The organism is Thioalkalivibrio sp. AKL10, assembly GCF_000381845.1.
Lineage (GTDB): Bacteria > Pseudomonadota > Gammaproteobacteria > Ectothiorhodospirales > Ectothiorhodospiraceae > Thioalkalivibrio > Thioalkalivibrio versutus.
Genome location: NZ_KB907142.1, coordinates 120,077 through 138,932 on the forward strand (window position 1 = coordinate 120,077; position 18,856 = coordinate 138,932).

The following is an 18,856-nucleotide window of genomic DNA, read 5'->3' on the forward strand; positions in this document are numbered from 1 at the left end:
CCGGTCTCCAAGCCAGTACGTGAAGCCCGGCGCTTGCAGACCGCGGACGGCACACGGATGATCCGCGCATGCGCAAGCTACTGAAGAAATGGCTGGGCCGGCGGGATCCGCTGGCGTCCGCCGCCCAGGCGGTTGACCATGGCCGCACGGGCATCGAGACCGTCCTGGGGCTGCCGCACCGACTGTCGGTGCCGCTGCTGCGCCGCCACTTCGGCGACGACGCCGAGCCTTCCGACGCCACCTTCCGCGAGACCGGTCGCGACGGTTACTGGAAGCTACCGCCGCCCGCCCCCGAGTTCGAAGTGCACTTGTACGGCGACCCGGACGGCCGCCTGACGCTGGGCACCATCCGCGGGCACGGCCCGTACGCCGGCCTCGTAGTCTTCAGCGAATGGTCGCCGGATCACCCCGCCGCCGTCTGGCAGCTGCGGGTCGAAGAACCGGCCGGCGAGTCCGCCCAGGCCCTGCACGACCACCTGCTCGACCCGGACCGCGCATGACATACCACTGGAAAAAGCGCACCACACCCCCAACGTTGGGTTAAGCAGGCTCGTCGCGGGCGGCGACGCTCGCAGCGAAGGCTGTGACGCAAGAAGGCGGGGCCCTCCGCAAACACTCCACCCAGGCACACCGACCACCATGACGCGAAAGCCCCAGTCCATCTCACTGGTCCTCGGCAGCGGCGGCGCCCGCGGTCTGGCACAGATCGGCGTGATCCGCTGGCTGGAGGAACACTCGGATTACCGCATCCGCTCCATTGCCGGGGCCTCCATGGGGGCGGTGGTCGGCGGCATCTACGCCGCCGGGCAACTGGATGCCTACGAGGACTGGGTAAAGTCCCTGCGCCGTCAGGACGTCTGGCGACTTCTGGACTTCTCCTTCCGCGGTGCCGGGCTGATCCGTGGTGACCGCCTGATCGAGAAGCTGCGCGACATGCTCGGCGACATGGACATCGAGGATCTGCCGATCTCGTTCACCGCCGTGGCCACGGACATCGAGCGCGAACGCGAGGTCTGGCTGAACTCCGGCTCGCTGTTCGACGCCATCCGCGCCTCCATCGCCATCCCCACCGTGTTCACCCCGGTGCGCCTCAAGGGCCGGCTGCTGGTGGACGGCGGCCTGCTGAACCCGGTCCCGATCGCCCCGACCCTGACCGACGACACCGACATCACCCTGGCCGTCAGTCTGAACGGCCGCGTCGGCGAAGAGCTGATCCGTCCCGAGCGCCCCAAGGCGCCCGACCCGGACCGGGAAGAACCCGACAGCGGGTTCCTCAACCACCGCCTGACAGATGCCCTGCCGGATCGCGTCGGCAGCTGGCTGCTGGACTGGCAGGACAAGCTGGGCCTGGGCGAGACCGACCCCGGCCTGAGCCGTGAGCAGGAAGCCCACGCGCTGGGCATGATCGACATCGTCTCCCACTCCATCGAGGCCATGCAGGGCACGATCGCGCGCTTTCGCATCGCCGCCTACAACCCCGAGCACCTGATCGAGATCCCGGTCAACGCCTGCGGCATATTCGACTTCCACCGCGCCGCCGAGATGATCGACCTCGGCTACGAACTCGCCGACCGCAAACTAGGGAGACGCTGACCACCCCCAGTGGGAGCATCCCCGTGGGAGCGTGCCTGCACGCGAAGCCCCTGCCCATATCCTCCCGGCCATCGCCCCCACCAGGTCATCCCGGATAACCGCTTTGCGGTTTCCGGGATGACCGCGCCTTCCAGACCGCCAGCGGCTGGCTTTCTGCAAAGAGGAGGCCTCGGATCAATGCTTGAAGTGCACGAACAGCCGCCCGTGGTTCTTCGAATCCTTCTCCAGGCGGTGATAGCGCGCCTTGACCTCCGGCTGCTGCAGAAAGCGCAGCACGCGCTTCTTCAGCTGCCCGCTGCCCTTGCCGTGAATGATCTCCACCGTCTTGATGCGCTTGTCGCAGGCCTGCTCGATCGCGCCGTTCAGCTCGGCATCGATCCGGCGGCCATTGCGGAAGCACTCGTGCAGATCGATCGACAACCGCGACATCGCGAACCCCGCGAGTAGAGGCTCAGTTCACCGTCACCACGATACAGCGCGCCAGCTGCTGCACCTTGTGCGAGACACTCCCGGAGAGCAGCCCCTGCAGACCCCCAAGGCCGCGCGAGCCCATCACCACCATGTCCACGTCGTGATACTCCGCCTGTTGCAGGATCACCTTGGCCGGAGAGCCGTCTTCCACATGGTGCTCGATGTCGGTCACGCCCAGATCGGTGAAGTATCCGTGGGCCTGTTCGATCAGCTTCTTCGCGATATCCCGCAGCACCTTCGGCGGCACCGCGGCGCCCACGGCCGCACCGCCCGCTGCCAGCGGCGGATCGTTCGGGTCCGGCAGGTCCGAGAGCTGGCGGATATGCGGCGGCACCTCGCCCTGCAGCAGCACGCTGACCAGCACCACCCGGGCGTGATACTTGGACGCCAGATCCGCGGCCACTTCCACCGCCCGCCAGGCGTTGGCGGAACCATCCACCGGCACCAACATGGTCTTCAGTTCCATACCGCGCTCCTTGTTCCTCACCCCGTGGGACCCAGCCGCCTCCGCGGCCGTTCAGTCGCCGCCCAGACTGCCAGAGTTGCCCCCCGCGCGCAGCACTTTTCAGCACCCTATACTGGGCAGAAAATCGGCACAGGAACCGCGATGACCCGCCTGTTCGAAAAGACCTATCTCAAGCCCGGCGCCGCCCCCGGCCACGGCGCCCACGCCACCGAACACCCGCACGCCGCCGACGCCACCGTCTCCGCCTGGCACTACCATCGCGAACAGCTCGTCGAACTCGACCCGCAGCGCACCCTGCGCGAAGGCGTGCCGACCCTCGACGGCGGATTCGTCTGGCTGCACCTGCAGGGGGCCCCCAGTCCGCGCCAATTGCACGACCTGGGCGAGGCCTTCGACCTGCACCCGCTGGCGCTGGAAGACGTGCGCCACCAGGGCCAGCGCCCCAAGGTGGACTTCTTCGACGCGCAAATGGTCGCCATCCTGCGTCAGCCGCGCCATCACAACGGCAACATCGAACTCGACCAGCTCAACCTGTTCGTGGTGGGCACCCACCTCGTCATCAGTGTCCATAGCGGCGCGGCCGATCCCTTCGGGCCGGTCCGCGAACGGATGCGCAACGCCAACCGCAACTTCAACCGGCTAGGCGCCGCGTACCTCGCCTACGCCCTGATGGACAGCGTGATCGACCAGGCCTTCCCCGTGCTGGAACACATCAGCGAACGCCTGGAGACACTGGAAGAGACCGTCCTCGACCAGCCCGACCGCCACACCCTCAACGAGATCCACATCCTGCGCCGCGAGCTCCTTGTCCTGCGCCGCCAGCTCTGGCCCACGCGTGACGTGATCGCCCGCCTCATGCGCGACGACCTCGAGCCCTTCACCCCGGAGCTGTTCCCGTACCTGCGCGACGCCTACGACCACACCATCCAGATCATGGATCTGCTGGAGTCCTACCGCGAGATGGCGGCCACCCTGATCGAGGCCTACATGTCCGCCATCAACCAGCGCTCCAACGACGTCATGCGCGTGCTCACCATCATCGCCACCATCTTCATACCGCTCACCTTCATCGTCGGCATCTACGGCATGAACTTCGAACACCCCGACAGCCCCTGGTCCATGCCCGAGCTCTACACCTACTACGGCTACCCCATCCTGCTCGGCATCATGCTCGCCGTCGTCGCCGTCATGCTCTACCTCTTCCGCCGCCGCGGCTGGCTGTAACAACCCCCACACCCCACCCGTCGTCGCGAGGCCGCAACGCGGCCGCGCCCCGCTGCCACACACCTACCGCCCCACCGTCTTCCCCGGCCTCGCCAAACACCCCCGCCGCAGCCCCACACCCCGTCATCCCGGCCGCAACGCCACACCCCGTCATCCCGGCCGTAGCGCAGCGAAGAGCCGGGATCTCCAACGCCAGCCCAACCCCCAAACGCCCGAGATCCCGCATAACCGCTTCGCGGTTTCCGGGATGACGACACTGGGACAAAGAGCAGCTTCCCGAGCAACAAAGCCAACGACGGACCGGGAACAACGGCAGGGTCGGACCGCGATAACGGGTTTGAGGCCTCGCCCGGCCGGGCTATAGGGACGAAACACCGGGGCGATGGGAGACAATCAAAAAAGCCGGGCGGGGAGCCCGGCTTGTTGAGGGGACTGGGGCTTGTTACCAGTCAGGGGCCCCTTCGTCATCGTCATCGTCGTCGTCTTCTTCGTCGTGGTCACCCATGGAGCCGCCGGCCGCACCACCTTCGGCACCACCGCCGCCCATGGTGCCGCCGCCACCGGCGCCACCAGCACCCCCTTCCGGAGCACCCGCGCCGCCACCGGCAGCGCCTTCGGGAGCGCCAGCGCCTCCTTCAGCACCGGCACCGGCCTCCGGGGCACCGGTATCTGCGCCGGCGTCGCCGCCCGCCTGGGCGTGCGCCGCGCCAAGGCCGCCCAGCGCAAACATGGAACCCAGCACCATCGCGATCGCAGTTTTCTGGAAAGTCGACATCATGGTTCTCTCCTTCAAGTTGGAATCGAGTCACAGCCAACCGAATCGGGCCAGTCAGGCTTTCAATTGACTGCGCCAGGGAAGGAGCAAGGGGGATGCCAAACATGACCCCTGCTGACGAAGATCACATCATCGAAACAAAGTGTGATCGATTCCGCTGGCTCACACCGCAACACTCCACTCCGGAATGATGCAAAACGACACATGGGTTATCGCGACCGGGTCAGAACGCCACACCGCCCACGCGGAAAACAAGATCATGCGCCCGCCAGGGCGAACCGCGCGCCCGAGCTTCGTGCCAGAACCAGAATGCATTCACAGGAAGACACGCAGACCGGAAGGTTCAGGGTTGGCGAGTGCCCAGGGCACCGGACGCCACGGCGCTTCGCGCCTCACGATGACGGGACAGCTGCCCCACATTTGGCAGGCACCAACGCCAAACCCGAAACCCCGGCCGCGGCGCCCCACCCTGTCATCCCGGCCGCAACGCAGCGAAGAGCCGGGATCTCCCACGCAAGCCACCCCACCCGCACCATCCAAACCCCACCAGCCCCGTCATCGCGAGGCCGCAATGCGGCCGCGGCGCCCTTCCAACCGAAGCCACAGACGACAACACCGCCACGGATCGGTAAGGTGACCCCCAAACGAAAACGGACCTTCGTCACATGGAAGTCACCCCCGGCAACCCGGCCCACGCCGCGTTCATCGATCACGACACCGCAACGCCCCTGGCCGCCCCCGAGCAGGTCGAGGCGTTCATCGAGCGCTGGCGCGACACCGGCGGCTCCGAGCGCGCCAACTACCAGCTCTTCCTCACCGAGCTGTGCAAGCTGCTGGAGCTGCCCCACCCCGACCCGGCCAGCGACGACACCGCCGACAACGCCTACGTGTTCGAACGCCGCGTCACCATCCGCAACCCGGACGGCAGCGAGAACCGCGGCTACATCGACCTCTACCGCCGCGGCTGCTTCGTGCTGGAGGCCAAGCAGACCGGCAAGGGCCTGCACACCCAGGGCTGGGACAAGGCCATGCTCGCCGCGCAGAACCAGGCCGACCAGTACGTGCGCGCCTTGCCGCAAGACGAAGGCCGCCCGCCGTTCATCGTCGTCACCGATGTCGGCCGCAGCCTGGAGCTCTACTCCGAGTTCTCCCGCTCCGGCGGCACCTACGTCCCCTACCCGGACCCGAGCCGCCACCGCATCCGCCTGGAAGACCTGCGCGACCCCGAGATCCAGCAGCGCCTGCACCACCTGTGGCTCGCGCCGGACCAGCTCGACGCCAGCAAGCACGCTGCCCGCGTCACCCGCGAGGTCAGCGCGCGCCTGGCCGAGCTCGCCAAATCGCTGGAACAGCAGGGCTTTGAAGTCGAGCGCGTCGCGCACTTCCTCAAGCGCTGCCTGTTCACCATGTTCAGCGAGGACGTCGAACTCCTGCCCAAGGGCAGCTTCACCGCCCTGCTGGAACGCCTGCAGCAAAACCCCGAACACTTCCCCGACGCCATGCGCTCCCTATGGGAGACGATGAACACCGGCGGCTTTGAGGGCCAGCTGATGCACAAGCTGCAGCGCTTCAACGGCGGCCTGTTCCAGAACATCGACCCTATCCCGCTCAACGCCAACCAGATCGGTCTGCTCATCCAGGCCGGCAAGGCCGACTGGCGCTTCGTCGAACCCGCCATCTTCGGCACCCTGCTGGAACGCGCGCTGGACCCGCGCGAACGCCACAAGCTCGGCGCCCACTACACCCCGCGCGCCTACGTGGAACGCCTGGTGATGCCCACGCTCATCGAGCCCCTGCGCGCCGAATGGAACACCGTGCAGGTCGCCGCCGAGGCCTGGCTGCAACAGAACAAGCCCGACAAGGCCCTGGACGAGCTGCACCGCTTCCACCACCGCCTGTGCGAGACGCGCGTGCTCGACCCCGCCTGCGGCTCCGGCAACTTCCTCTACGTCGCGCTGGAACACCTCAAGCGCCTCGAAGGCGAAGTGCTCAACCTGATCCGCGACCTGAGCGCCGGCCAGGCCACCTTCGACACCGAAGGCCTCACCGTCGACCCGCACCAGTTCCTCGGGCTGGAGATCAACCCACGCGCCGCCGCCATCGCCGAAATCGTGCTGTGGATCGGCTACCTGCAATGGCACTACCGCCTGCACGGCCGCCTCAGCCTGCCCGAACCCATCCTGCGCGACTTCCACAACATCGAATGCCGCGACGCACTGATCGACTTTGATGCCCGCGAACCCATGCGCGACGACCACGGCGACCCCGTCACCATCTGGGACGGCATCAGCTACAGGAAAAGCCCCGTCACCGGCGAACTCATCCCCGACGAGACCGCCCGCACCCCCGTCTACCACTACAGCAACCCGCGCCGCGCCGAATGGCCCCCAGCCGACTTCATCGTCGGCAACCCGCCGTTTATTGGAGACAAGGCCATGCGTCGCGCCTTGGGAAATGGGTACGTCGATGCCCTCCGCGCTGTTTGGCGCGAGCTCCCAGAATCAACAGACTTCGTCATGTACTGGTGGCACATCGCCGCCGAGAAAGTCCGCAAGGGCGAAGCCCGGCGCTTCGGCTTCATCACCACCAACAGCCTTCGCCAGACCTTCAACCGCCGGGTGATAGAACCGCACCTCAGCGACAGCAAGCAGCCGCTATCGCTGGGTTTTGCGATACCAGATCACCCCTGGGTCGATAGCAATGATGGCGCGGCGGTCCGCATCGCCATGACCGTTGGAGTGGCAGGTGAAACACCGGGACTGCTGCGAAAAGCTGTCAAGGAGCGAAGCGATGGAGACGACAGTCGTTCAGTTGAGCTCAGCGCCCGTCGCGGCAAGCTGTTTTCCGACCTTACTGTCGGCGCCGACGTCGCCGGTTCCGGAAAGCTAATTGCGAATAGAGGTGTATCTTCGAATGGCGTAATGCTTGCTGGTTCCGGGTTTATCGTAGCACCAGACCAAGCCGCGATTCTTGGTTATCCAGACAAACCAGGAATTCAGCGTGTCATTCGGCAATACCGCAATGGACGCGACCTCACACAAAGGCCTCGCGGTGTGTTTGTGATAGACCTCTTTGGTAGGGATCTTGACGAAATACGCCAAAACTTTCCGGAAACCTATCAGTGGATCTACGAGCGCGTAAAGCCTGAGCGGGACAACAACCGAAGAAAGAAGCTCAAAGAAAAGTGGTGGCTTTTTGGTGAAACTCGCGTCAAGTGGCGGGGGGCCAGTGCAGGCCTCTGCCAATACATCAGCACTGTGGAGACTACCAAGCACCGACTATTCTTTTTCCTTGACGCGGACATCTTGCCTGACCACATGCTTGTGAACATTGCGAGCGATGCGCCGTCCCTTTTGGGGATTTTGGGGAGTCGAGTTCACGTCGTATGGTCTCTGGCGGCGGGTGGTCGGCTGGGCGTAGGCAATGATCCCCGCTACAACAAGACCCGCTGCTTCGAGACCTTCCCCTTCCCGGAACTCGACGACCAGCAGGCCGCCACCATCGGCCACCTCGCCGAACGCATCGACGCCCACCGCAAGGCACGCCAGGCCGAACACCCGGACCTCACCCTCACCGGCATGTACAACGTGCTGGAAAAACTGCGCGCCGAAGAGCCTCTGACCGAAAAGGAACGCACCATCCACGAACAGGGCCTCGTCTCCCTGCTGCGCGAACTGCACGACAACCTCGACCGCGCCGTCTTCGACGCCTACGGCTGGAACGACCTCGCCGACCGCCTCGTCGGCCGCCCCGGCGCCACCACCCCGCTGCCGGACAAACCCGCCGACCAGGCCGAAGCCGAAGAAGAACTCCTCGGCCGCCTCGTCGCCCTCAACGCCGAACGCGCCGCCGAAGAAGCCCAGGGCCACATTCGCTGGCTGCGTCCCGACTACCAGGCCCCCGAAGCCACCCAGACCACCGCCACACTCGAAGCCAAACCCGAGGCCGCCGCCGACATCCCAACCGAACCGGCCAAAAAGCCAACCTGGCCCAAATCCATGCCCGACCAGGTCGAAGCCGTCCGCCGCCTCCTCGCCATCGGCCCCCAAACCCCGGAAGCCCTGGCCAGCCACTTCAAGCGCAAACCCACCAAATCCATCGCCCAGGTCCTCGCCGCCCTCCAAATCCTCGGCCAGGCCACCACTGACAACGACCACTGGCGCCTGACATGACAAACGACCAGCAGCATCAAGGGTTCACCGCCCGGCCATGGCCCCAACCCGCATCGACAGCCGCGCGAACCCCGTGTTAACACCCAACCGGGCCACGCATCCGTCTGATTCCAAATCCATTTCTTACACCGGGCAGCCGGTCCAATATCCAATTGAACACGCGCGCACGTTCATCCAATATCCGTGCGCGCTACCCAATCACTGTTAGGCAGAATGAATGAGTAGTCTCAGTCTGATAGAAAAGCAGAAGTTAGAGCGTGAACTCGGCATGTCGAGTGGCTACGTGCTGGGTTTTTCAAATCGTACTTTCGATGACTTTTTCAGAGAAGTTGTCGGTGTTTCGATTTACGACCCCTACTATGACCAAGCATCGGGCTCAAAAGCTCACAGAACTCGTTCATTCTGGCGGCTGGCAACGGATGAACAAGTCTTGCTGTTTTTGAACGGTCTACTCGAAGGTTGGGAAATCTATTCAGATGAACCTATTCCAAGTTCTGCCGAAAAACTTCTAAAGCAAATTATCCGAAGGCTGGGAGGACATAGCGAACCTGTGGCTCAGCCAGATGGTGAAGAAGCGCGAGTCCAAATTGATGAAAATGTGAGCCAGCGTATCTTCTCCCAATTGATCGAACTGGCTGATATGACGCCACAGAGTCGTGGGTTCGGCTTTGAGCGGTTCCTAAAAGACCTATTTGATGCATACGGGCTTTCTGCGCGCTCTTCGTTTCGTCTAATCGGCGAGCAGATAGATGGCAGCTTTGTATTAAATAAAGAAACTTATTTATTGGAAGCAAAGTGGCAAAACGCCCCGACGGGAGCCGCAGATCTGCACACCTTTGAAGGTAAGTTAAGCCAGAAGGCATCCTGGTCCCGAGGTTTATTCTTGAGTAACAGTGGTTTTTCCAGCGATGGTCTTCAGGCTTTCGGTAAGGGGAAACGGATTGTATGCATGGATGGTTTGGATTTGTCAGAAATGCTTAGACGAAGGCTGGCCGTGGCAGATGTTTTGGAGGCAAAAGTTCGGCGAGCGGCAGAAACAGGCCGACCTTTCATTCCTGTCCGTGAGCTGTTTATCTAAACGTGAGCAAGCCTAACCAGTTGCTGCACGCGGATAAATTACTCGCTACGCTCCTAATTTACCGGTGAGCAAGGCGTTAGAACTTTACGGACATAAGTCAGACTATGGATAGAGAGAAAGAATTGCTGAAAAGGCATCTCAGAGAGATGCTGGAATTGCTAGAAGATCCCGAATTCAGCCCGGCAAGTCTGAGAGCATGGCAGCACTTGTGGCGGTGGGAGGATCACTATTCACATGATATTTCCCGGCGCCTTGCTCGAATCGAAAAGCGACTAGAAAATGGTAATACTGGCCGTTGTGCTCTGTCAGAAGAGCGCAACGGCGCAGGCGTGATTAGGCTAATAACTGGGATGGAGGACCGGCTTTCCGAAGAGCGCAAGTACCTCACCAGTTGGCTAAAGGGTTGCGAAGATATCACTATAGTCGATCCTTACTTCTTTTCATTCGGCGGCCCCAATAAAGTCTTTCGGACCCTGGGCAACTATACGAACTGGTTAGAGAACGGACTTATACCGAGCTCAGCGCAGCAGTTAACCATATTCCATCTGCCGGGACCGAACGGGAAGGTTATTAACTCTTTCAAAGGCTTTTGCAAACGGAAAAACATTAAGCTCGCCCACCATTCGACCAACGAGATTCACGACAGGGTGATCATCAAAAACGGAGAAGTTGGTCGTGCACTTGGTACCTCATTTGGCGGATTTGGAAATAAAATCGCATTTATGCTGGACCTTCCTGATGAGGATTTGCATGCATTCAAAAGAGAACTCCACCGTATTGCCCGGGGAGAGTTCTAACAATGCAAGCCACGGCGACGTCTACTACATTGCGGCTTTGCCTCCATTTCGTAGCCGCGCGTGCTTAGCGGCGTTATGCCTTGAACATACAGGAGCTACGAAATGTCTGGTGAATATAAAACGTTTATTGCGAAACCAGTTGGTGATGATGGTGTAGGTGTAACTGTTTATTGTCACGGTAAAACATACAACTCCCGTCTTGGTGAAGTTGAGGATTGGATAAAATCATTGATGAACTCACAAAACGTACTCAATTATGAAGTTGAAGTACAGGACTCAACATGGGCTGAGGCAACATTGAAGCGAGATGGCTTATTCGAAACTCACTTTGGTGGGAAGTAACTCGCCGCTCTCACAAAATATGAGAGATATTCTGCATAACACGGCGCTTCATCCGACGTCAGGCCGCGACGCGGCCTTCCTCGGCTGAGCTTGGCGTTAGATTTCAAATATGATGCTCTCCAACGATTCACCGTTTCTAAATATTCAGCGATCAAAAAAGGGGACAGATTTATTTTCTCATGGCTAACGTGAGTGTGACGGGGTCGGACCACGGTAATCGTTTGTATTGCACACGATTAAACTGCCCCGAAAGCTTGTTTAACGCCTTTAAGCGCCCATTTCGACGCTGAAATCGGCCGCTGGGGGCGTCTGGCGGAAATCGTGTAAGGCGACGACGGAGAGGCTGTATGGCTCAACTCAGGAGATTCGATGATTCTTAAGGAGAAGGACGGCCCAAGCGGCCAGGATGAACGCTCAAAGGCCGGGCACCAGCAGGAACAGGACGTGGCGTTCTACCTGCGGCGCGAATTCGGCGACGATGAGGGCGTGCGGATCATCAACGACCTGCGCATCGAGCATAACGGGGAGCGCGCGCAGGTTGACCACCTGGTGGTGCACCCCTATGGGCTGGTCATCATCGAGTCGAAGAGCATCTACGGCGAGGTGAAGGTGAACGGCCATGGGGAGTGGTCCCGTAGCTACCGCGGCGACTGGTACGGCATGCCCTCCCCTGTGCGGCAAGCGGAGCTGCAGGAGGCCTTGATCAAGGATCTCCTTCGCCAGAACGTGGAGAAGTTTCTCGGCCGACTGCTGGGCCTCCAGACCCAGATTGGCGGACGTGACTGGCGGACGCTCTGCGCCGTATCCAGCAGCGCGATCCTCCACCGCGACGACATGCCTCGTGCGATCACGAATCAAGTGGTGAAGAGCGAGTTTGTCGCGGGGAAGGTGCGGGAACTGGTCGGCTCGCGGGCGAAGGGATTGGTAACCGTCAAGCCGCGCTTCAGCCAGAAGGAAATCGAAGGGATCGGGGAGTTCCTGCTGCAAAGCCACCTCGGGCAGGGTACAAAGGCGTCGGCCGTGGCCGAGCCGGCCCCGCGTGTCCAGGAGCCGCCCGTTTCCGATAATCCCGAGCCGGCACCAAAGGCGCAGCGAGCGCCGACGCCAGAGCCGCAACCCACCCAAGCCGGGCCCTCGCCGGCTACGAGCCCCAGTCAGCCCTCCACTCTCGCCTGCAAGAAATGCGGCGAGCAAGACAAGCTGACCGGCATGTACGGCAAATACGGCTACTACGTGCGCTGCGACTCCTGCGGCACGAACACCTCAATGAAGGTGCCCTGCCCCGCCTGCCAGTCCCGCAAGGTGCGAGTGACCAAATCCGGCCCGACCTACACCAGCGCCTGCCAGGACTGCTCCAACGAGTGGGTGGTGCTTGAGCAGCGTGGCAGTTCTACCGAGCAGTAGCATCCTGACTTCGACGATTCCAGAGACCCTGAAAAGCGGCGACAAACGTGCGTTGAGGGTTGCGGCGTTACCCCCCACCGGGAGGGCTAGCGTCTGACTGGTATTTGGGAGCGCTACGCGACCGTCCCGCATCAAGCACAAGGCGATAAGAATGGCAAAGTATGAAGTGAAGCAAACCGCGGTAAGCCAGGTGCTGGCTGACGTGCGAAGCGACAAGATTGCGATTCCGGAACTGCAGCGGCCGTTTGTCTGGAAGACGTGGCAGGTTCGGGACCTACTGGATTCGCTCTACAACGGCTACCCGGTCGGCTACCTGATCACTTGGCAATCCGTTGGTGCGAAGCTCAAGGGCGGAGAGGTCGCTGCTCACCAGCAGATTCTGATCGACGGGCAGCAGCGGGTAACCGCCCTTCGCGCCGCGATTGCTGGCCAGCCTGTCGTCGGTACCCGGTATCAGAAAAAGCGCATCGCGATCTCGTTTAATCCTCTAACCGAGGTGTTCGCAACGCAAACGCCTGCGATCCGAAAGAGCAATGAGTGGATCCACGACATCAGCGAGTTCTACTCCGGCTCGAGCCAGCTAACCTTTCTGCGCAGTTATTTCGAAAAGAATCCGGATACCGACCAGCGCAAGGTCGAGGATTCGGTAACGAAACTCGCGGCAATCGAGCACGCCCAGGTCGGCGTCATCTCGCTGGCGGATGATCTGGATGTCGAAACGGTCGCGGAGATCTTTGTTCGCATCAATGCCAAGGGCGTCCCCCTCTCGAGCGCCGATTTCGTGATGAGCAAGATCGCCACCTACGGTAACGAAGGCCGAAACCTGCGAAAGCTGATCGACTATTTTTGTCACCTGGCCGTGGCGGGGCACGCCTTCTCGGACATCAAGGAGAACGACGAGGAATTCGCCGCCACGGAGCATCTTCAGAAAATACAGTGGCTTCGAAATCAGTCAGATGAACTCTTCCAGCCCGAGTACACCGATGTAATCCGCATTACCGGATTGGTTGGATTCAACCGAGGCAAGGCGGGCGCGATCGTGAGCGAACTCTCCGGGCTGGACCCCGAAACCCGGAAGATCGATGAAGCTCGGATTCCGGGTGCCTATGAGCGATTTGGCCATGCCTTGGATCAGTTGGTAAGCAAGACACACATCGAGCGCTTCGTGATGATGATCAAATCAGCGGGGTTCATAGACGCCAGCATGATCGGGTCGAAAAACGCGCTGAACTTCGCCTACGCCTTGTATCTACTGTTGCGTCAGGATGGCGACATGACCGAAGGACAACGGTCTCGGATCATCAAGCGCTGGTTTGTGCTCACCCTGCTCTCGGGTCGGGCTGTAGGGAGTTTTGAGTCGACTTGGGAGACCGATCTGAGACGAATTCGTGAAAGTGGTGCTGAACGTTACCTCGAAATACTCGAGGAGTCCGAGCTCGGGGAGGGATTTTGGAATGTGGCGCTCCCTCAGGAGCTCAACACACCCAGCACTCGCAATCCGGCTTTCCAGACGTATCTCGCGGCGCGGGTTAACAGCGGGGGCCGCGGATTCCTGTCCAAATCGATCAGCGTCGCGCAGATGATCGAAGGTCACGGCGACCTGCATCACATCGTCCCCAAAAACCACCTGATCCAGAACGGGTTTCCTAAGCAGGGGGACTACAACCAGGTGGCCAACTTCGCGCTCACCGAAACGCCTATCAATATCGCGATCAAGGATCGTCCGCCCAAGGAGTACATGGCGTGGATATCCGAGCAGATTGCCACAGGGCAATTTCGGCTTGGCGAGATCACCAATCAGGAAGACCTCAAGGCGAATCTAGCCGAGAACGCCATACCGGAGTTTATCGGGGACGTCACGGCCACCAACTATCAGGAGTTCCTGGAAGCGCGCCGCAAAATGATGGCCGCACTCGTCCGCCGATACTACGAGGCACTGTGACAGCCAGCCGAGCAGACGACGGGTCGGCCCACCACGGTACCGGACTGACTTAAAACGCCTTTCCGAATCAGGCGGACTAATTCAGGGCCTTAAACGGCGCATTCCGGCCCATAAATGGACCTCATGACGGGGTCGGACCACGGTAACCGACTGACTTTACAACGATTGTCGAATATCAAGGGCTGTTCCAAGGCCTTAAACGGCGCATTCCGGCCCATAAAAGGGCTCTTGCTCTGGGATTAGATCCCACTCCGGCACCGCAAAGGGGATCGGTAGAGTCTCGGACCGCTCCGACGGATTGCCGCGGCCTCTTCGAGGCCTCGCAATGACGGCGGGGAATGACAGGGCAGACGTTGCTTTGGCCCTCCGCCTCATATTCGAGTAAGAAATCACGGTTTGATCCGATACTATCCGGAATCCGCGCGACAGTGCGGGGCGCTTGGCCCATGGGAGGGTGGCTCCCCATGCTCGCCCCTTGGAAGGAGTAGTCGATGCAGTTCTCGCAAAAGGTGCAGCGGATCAGCGGGCGGTTGTTGAACGCCATCACGGTCGCTTTCGTGGTCCTGCTGGCGGGCATGATTGTGATTGTGGGCAACAGCCTGTGGCAGAACCAGCGCCTGCTGGACGAGCTACGTCACATCACGGAGGAGCGAGGACAGCGCATCCAGCTGGCGTCCGATCTGCTGGAGGCCGCCTACAATCGCCACCAGACCATGGTGAATCAGGTCATCACCGACGACCCCTTCGAGCGTGATGACCTGATGATGGCGTACCACCGCTGGGGGAACCGGGTCGGCGAGGTGCGAGCGGCCCTCAATGAGCGCGTGACCGAGGATGCGGCGCGGGCAAGACTCGAGGAACAAGATGCCCTGATCCCGGAGATCGTGAGGCTGCAGGACCAGGTGGTGGACCTGGCGGCCCGCGAGGAGATCGCGCCGGCAATGGCGATCCTGAGCGAGCGTCTGTTTGATCTGGATCGGGAGTTCGACAGCTCCATCGAGGCGTTGCGAGCACATGAACGCGCCCAGATGGAAGCGGCAGCCGAGCGCGCAGGCGAAGTCGGGGCGCACACGCAGCGCTTCATGCTGGTGTTCGGTGGTGGCGGCGTGGTGTTCGCGTTGGCTCTGATTCTGCTCACCCGGCGGACCCTGGTGACCATGCACCATGATTTGCGCGAGCAGGCGTCACAGCTCGACGAGGCCGGACACCGGCTGCAGCACGAGGCTAGCCACGACCCGTTGACCGGTCTACCCAACCGGCGTGCTTTCTATAAGCGCCTGCAGGACGCAATCGCCTGGTCCCAACGGACCGGCGAAGCGTTCTCCGTAGGCTTCATCGATCTCGACCAGTTCAAGCCGGTGAACGATCGGTTCGGACACGCGGCGGGCGACGAACTGCTGGGGGTGGTCGCCCGCCGGCTGGAGGAGGCGCTCAGCGAGCCGGCCTGTGTGGCCCGGGTCGGGGGTGACGAGTTTGCGGTGCTACTTTTTGGCGAGGATTCAACCGAAGCCGAGGGGAAGCGACTGCAGGCGGCGGTGTCCCGGCCGGTCCAGCTTGCTGCGGGCGAGGTCACGCTGGCGATGACTCTGGGTTGGGCCTACGGTCCGGGAGACGGCGATCCAGACGAACTGCTGGGGCAAGCCGACCGCGCGATGTATGGTCTCAAGGCGGGGCGCGGGACGTAGCCGGAGAAAGAGGACACCACCTTTCCGATCCGACCCGGCACCGCGAATGCTACCAACAAGGTCTCGGGCCAGTCCGGCCGATTGCCGCGGCCTCTGCGAGGCCTCGCAATGACGCCATCTCACCCTTTTCCCCCGCCCCTTCCGGTCCTGACGACACGCGGCGTACTCTTCTGTAAGAACACGGCCTTGTTTTTCCTCCACGGAAGATAGGATCTCCCCGGGGTCGGGAGAATGGAGGAAGACGGTGTCGGACCACGGTAACTCGGCGAACAGCATGTGAGTGAATGAGGCGTCATAGTGAAAACACTGACTTTCAGGTATTGGGACCGCATTCGATCCAGCTTATGGTTCATCCCCACCGTGATGGCCCTGGGCGCGGTGTTTTTGGCCTTCATAAGCGTCGCCCTGGATAGGCCGGTGACGAACTGGTTGTTGCGTTCGTGGGGCTGGACATTCACCGGTGGAGCCGAGGGGGCCAGCGCCGTGCTGGGGGTCATCGCCGGATCGATGATCACCATCGCTGGAGTTGTGTTTTCGATGACGCTGGTCGCCCTGTCGCTGGCGACGTCGCAGTTGGGGCCGCGCTTGCTCCGCAATTTCCTGCGCGATACGACGACTCAGGTCGTGCTGGGCACGTTCGTGAAAAACGGGGACAGATTTATTTTCTCATGGCTGACGTGACGGCGGACCGCCAGGATGCCGCCGCTCAACGCGACAGCCGATGATCTGCTCCACCTCATCCACAAAACGCTGGTTGCCGGTGAGTTGGCCGCGCTGCAACGCCTCGCGCATCAACGACGGACGGGGGTCGGGGTCAGACCTTGCCTTTTGCCCCCGGACGGGGGTCGGGGTCAGACCTTGCCTTTTGCCCGACCTTGCCTTTTGCCCGACCTTGCCTTTTGCCCCCGCATCAGGGGAGAGGCAAAGGGCAAGGTGTGACCCCGTGATTCCACGAGAGCGACCTACCCCATGGATCGCTGGACTACCCACCCATAACACGGCAGGCCGACGCTAGAACTTTTGCGATCAGGAGATGCGGACACAGCTACGCGGCGTCGAGGACCCGCAACTCAACGTGCAACCCGGCGGCCGCTGCCATGTTCACCAGGGCATCGAGGCTAAACACGTCGATCTTTCCTCGCATCAGATCAGAGACTCGCGGCTGCGTGACTCCGAAGAGTTTCGCGGCCTCGCCCTGTTTCATTTCCAAGCGAACGAGATGGTCCTTGAGGGCCCTCATCAGAGCGGAACGCAGCTTCATGTTCTCCGCTTCTTCCGGGGTGTTCTCAATCGCATCCCACACGCTGTCGAATCGGTGCTCGGTCATTGGCCTATCTCCTGCAGCAAATCGCGATAACGCTGAGCGGCCAAGTCCAGATCGCTCTTGCGGGTTTTTTGTGTCTTCTTCCAGAAGCAATGCAGCACGTAAACCGCATCCCCGAACTTGGCGACATAGAGGACCCGAAATGCTCCGGCCTCGTCTCGAAACAGACTTTTGGGGTCAGACCTTGCCCCCTACCGCATTCCTTGTCGACCGGGTGCGACGAGACGGGTCATCCGAGCGTGTCCGGCAAGGCGTAACTCGTGCTGCGTCCACCGCCCGGGTTCTTCTTTAATGCGCCTCGAGCCACCAAGTCCGCAATGTCGCGCTGCGCCGTATCCTGCGAGCACTTGGCCATCCGGGCCCAACGTGAAGAGGTCATCCCACCTTCGAATCCGTCCAGCAGGCGATTGAGAACCTTGATCTGTCGGGCATTGAGCGGCTCCGTGGCGAAGCGCTCCCAGAATTGGGCCTTGAACAGCACGTGCTCGAGTGCATCCTGGGCGTTGCTCAGCGAACGCTGCAGGCAGCCCAGGAACCATTCCAGCCACAGGGTGATGTCCAGGTCCCCCTGTTTCTGAGTCCGCTCCAGGATGGCGTAATAGTCACTGCGTTCCCGAAGGATCTGCCCGGACATGCTGTAGAAACGTTCCGCCGAACCATCCGCTCGTGCCAGCGCCATATCGGCGATTGCCCGAGCGATACGCCCATTTCCATCCGCGAACGGGTGAATGGTCACGAACCAGAGATGGGCCTGCCCCGCCACCACTAGCGGATCCAGAGGGCCGGGCGCCTTGAACCACGCGACGAAGGCGTCGACCTCCCCCGGGATTCGCTCGGCCGGTGGCGCGGAGAAGTGCACCGTCTCCCGACCAACGGGACCCGACACCACCTCCATCGGCCCTTCATCGTCATCCCGCCAACGCGCGACCGGAATCCGCGTCATCCCGCTACGTCCCGTCGGAAACAGGGCCGCATGCCAGTCGAACAGCCGATCCACTGTCAGTTCACGGTCAAAGGACTTCGTGGCATCCAGCATCAGCTCGACCATGCCGTCGACGTCCCGCCCTGAAGCGGTCAGTCCACCCGCCTCCAGGCCGAGGCGACGTGCAAGCGAGGAGCGCACCTGATCCAGAGGCAGTCGCTCGCCTTCGATCGCGCCGGAATCCACGATATCCTCCGACAGCACGCGAAACGACGCTTCCTCGCGCAGTGCGAATCCCAATCCCTGCATCCTTCCGAGCAGCCGACCCTGCTCGCGCGCGGCCGCAGCCAGCATCGGCGCGATATGTTCCGCGTCCCACTGCCAGTGGGGCCAGCCGGTCAGTTCCCAGATGTATTGCACGGCATTCTCCGCAATCTATGCGTAGATTATGCGGGTCAATCTCCGCATTTCCAAGCGGCTTCGGAGTCAGACCCTGCTTGTTGCCCATGAAGCGCGGTCACATAACGGGTCCGGTCACATAACGGGTCGGACCACGGTAACAGACTGACTTTAAACCGATGGTGGAATCTGAAGGGCTGTTTCAGGGCCTTAGACGGGGCATTCCGGCCCATAAATGGGCTCTTGCTCTGAGATTAGATCC

At 61.6% G+C, this 18,856-nt stretch carries 15 protein-coding genes and 3 pseudogenes; 11 read left to right on the top strand and 7 right to left on the bottom strand.

What is annotated here, in order from left to right:
* Positions 1-68: 68 nt before the first annotated feature.
* Both G333_RS0100570 and G333_RS0100575 read left to right on the top strand, forming a co-directional pair.
* The gene (locus G333_RS0100570; RefSeq protein ID WP_019563876.1) at positions 69-500 is read left to right on the top strand and encodes a hypothetical protein; all 432 of its coding nucleotides are present in this window, start codon (positions 69-71) and stop codon (positions 498-500) included.
* Between the two features lie 139 nt (positions 501-639).
* Entirely contained in the window at positions 640-1,593 is a 954-nt protein-coding gene (locus G333_RS0100575) for a patatin-like phospholipase family protein (RefSeq protein WP_019627400.1), read from the top strand.
* 174 nt (positions 1,594-1,767) lie between these two features.
* On the opposite strand, the gene G333_RS0100580 is transcribed toward G333_RS0100575, so the two are convergent.
* Positions 1,768-2,022, bottom strand: coding sequence for a Smr/MutS family protein (locus tag G333_RS0100580; RefSeq protein ID WP_018146348.1), 255 nt, complete (start codon positions 2,020-2,022; stop codon positions 1,768-1,770).
* Between the two features lie 22 nt (positions 2,023-2,044).
* Positions 2,045-2,530 (bottom strand): universal stress protein, encoded by a 486-nt coding sequence (locus G333_RS0100585; protein ID WP_018146349.1) that lies wholly within the window; start codon positions 2,528-2,530, stop codon positions 2,045-2,047.
* A gap of 141 nt (positions 2,531-2,671) precedes the next feature.
* On the opposite strand from G333_RS0100585, the gene corA reads away from it, so the two are divergent.
* On the top strand, positions 2,672-3,754 hold the full coding sequence (corA, locus tag G333_RS0100590) for a magnesium/cobalt transporter CorA (protein WP_019627401.1): 1,083 nt from the start codon (positions 2,672-2,674) through the stop codon (positions 3,752-3,754).
* Between the two features lie 442 nt (positions 3,755-4,196).
* Here the strand turns inward: corA and G333_RS0100595 are convergent, their stop codons facing one another.
* The gene (locus G333_RS0100595; protein ID WP_018168017.1) at positions 4,197-4,532 is read right to left on the bottom strand and encodes a hypothetical protein; all 336 of its coding nucleotides are present in this window, start codon (positions 4,530-4,532) and stop codon (positions 4,197-4,199) included.
* Positions 4,533-5,194: 662 nt separating this feature from the next.
* Between G333_RS0100595 and G333_RS0100600 the strand changes: the two genes are divergently transcribed.
* From G333_RS0100600 to G333_RS0100620, 8 genes and pseudogenes are all read left to right on the top strand, one after another.
* Positions 5,195-8,701, top strand: a complete 3,507-nt coding sequence (locus G333_RS0100600; RefSeq protein WP_019627402.1) for a DNA methyltransferase — start codon at positions 5,195-5,197, stop codon at positions 8,699-8,701.
* A gap of 217 nt (positions 8,702-8,918) precedes the next feature.
* Positions 8,919-9,779 (top strand): restriction endonuclease, encoded by an 861-nt coding sequence (locus tag G333_RS14495; RefSeq protein ID WP_196800513.1) that lies wholly within the window; start codon positions 8,919-8,921, stop codon positions 9,777-9,779.
* A gap of 104 nt (positions 9,780-9,883) precedes the next feature.
* Positions 9,884-10,576 carry a hypothetical protein gene (locus G333_RS15005; protein ID WP_155986101.1) on the top strand — a complete coding sequence of 231 codons (693 nt, stop codon included), beginning with the start codon at positions 9,884-9,886 and terminating at the stop codon, positions 10,574-10,576.
* A gap of 102 nt (positions 10,577-10,678) precedes the next feature.
* The gene (locus tag G333_RS15010) at positions 10,679-10,918 is read left to right on the top strand and encodes a hypothetical protein (protein ID WP_155986102.1); all 240 of its coding nucleotides are present in this window, start codon (positions 10,679-10,681) and stop codon (positions 10,916-10,918) included.
* 369 nt (positions 10,919-11,287) lie between these two features.
* On the top strand, positions 11,288-12,322 hold the full coding sequence (locus tag G333_RS0100605; RefSeq protein WP_019627403.1) for a nuclease-related domain-containing protein: 1,035 nt from the start codon (positions 11,288-11,290) through the stop codon (positions 12,320-12,322).
* Between the two features lie 151 nt (positions 12,323-12,473).
* Positions 12,474-14,264 carry a DUF262 domain-containing protein gene (locus G333_RS0100610; protein WP_019627404.1) on the top strand — a complete coding sequence of 597 codons (1,791 nt, stop codon included), beginning with the start codon at positions 12,474-12,476 and terminating at the stop codon, positions 14,262-14,264.
* 491 nt (positions 14,265-14,755) lie between these two features.
* Positions 14,756-15,949, top strand: coding sequence for a diguanylate cyclase domain-containing protein (locus tag G333_RS0100615; protein WP_019627405.1), 1,194 nt, complete (start codon positions 14,756-14,758; stop codon positions 15,947-15,949).
* A 297-nt stretch (positions 15,950-16,246) separates the two neighbouring features.
* A pseudogene (locus G333_RS0100620) lies at positions 16,247-16,591 on the top strand (DUF2254 family protein); the annotation flags it as partial.
* 24 nt (positions 16,592-16,615) lie between these two features.
* Here G333_RS0100620 and G333_RS15210 read toward each other — a convergent pair.
* The 4 genes and pseudogenes from G333_RS15210 to G333_RS0100630 all read right to left on the bottom strand — a co-directional run.
* A pseudogene (locus tag G333_RS15210) lies at positions 16,616-16,753 on the bottom strand (transposase); the annotation flags it as partial.
* A 241-nt stretch (positions 16,754-16,994) separates the two neighbouring features.
* Positions 16,995-17,276, bottom strand: coding sequence for a helix-turn-helix domain-containing protein (locus G333_RS0100625; RefSeq protein ID WP_019627407.1), 282 nt, complete (start codon positions 17,274-17,276; stop codon positions 16,995-16,997).
* Positions 17,273-17,434, bottom strand: a pseudogene (locus G333_RS14500) (type II toxin-antitoxin system RelE/ParE family toxin); the annotation flags it as partial. The pseudogene G333_RS14500 and the gene G333_RS0100625, both read right to left, overlap by 4 nt.
* 68 nt (positions 17,435-17,502) lie before the next feature.
* On the bottom strand, positions 17,503-18,615 hold the full coding sequence (locus G333_RS0100630; RefSeq protein ID WP_019627408.1) for a Fic family protein: 1,113 nt from the start codon (positions 18,613-18,615) through the stop codon (positions 17,503-17,505).
* Positions 18,616-18,856 lie beyond the last annotated feature (241 nt).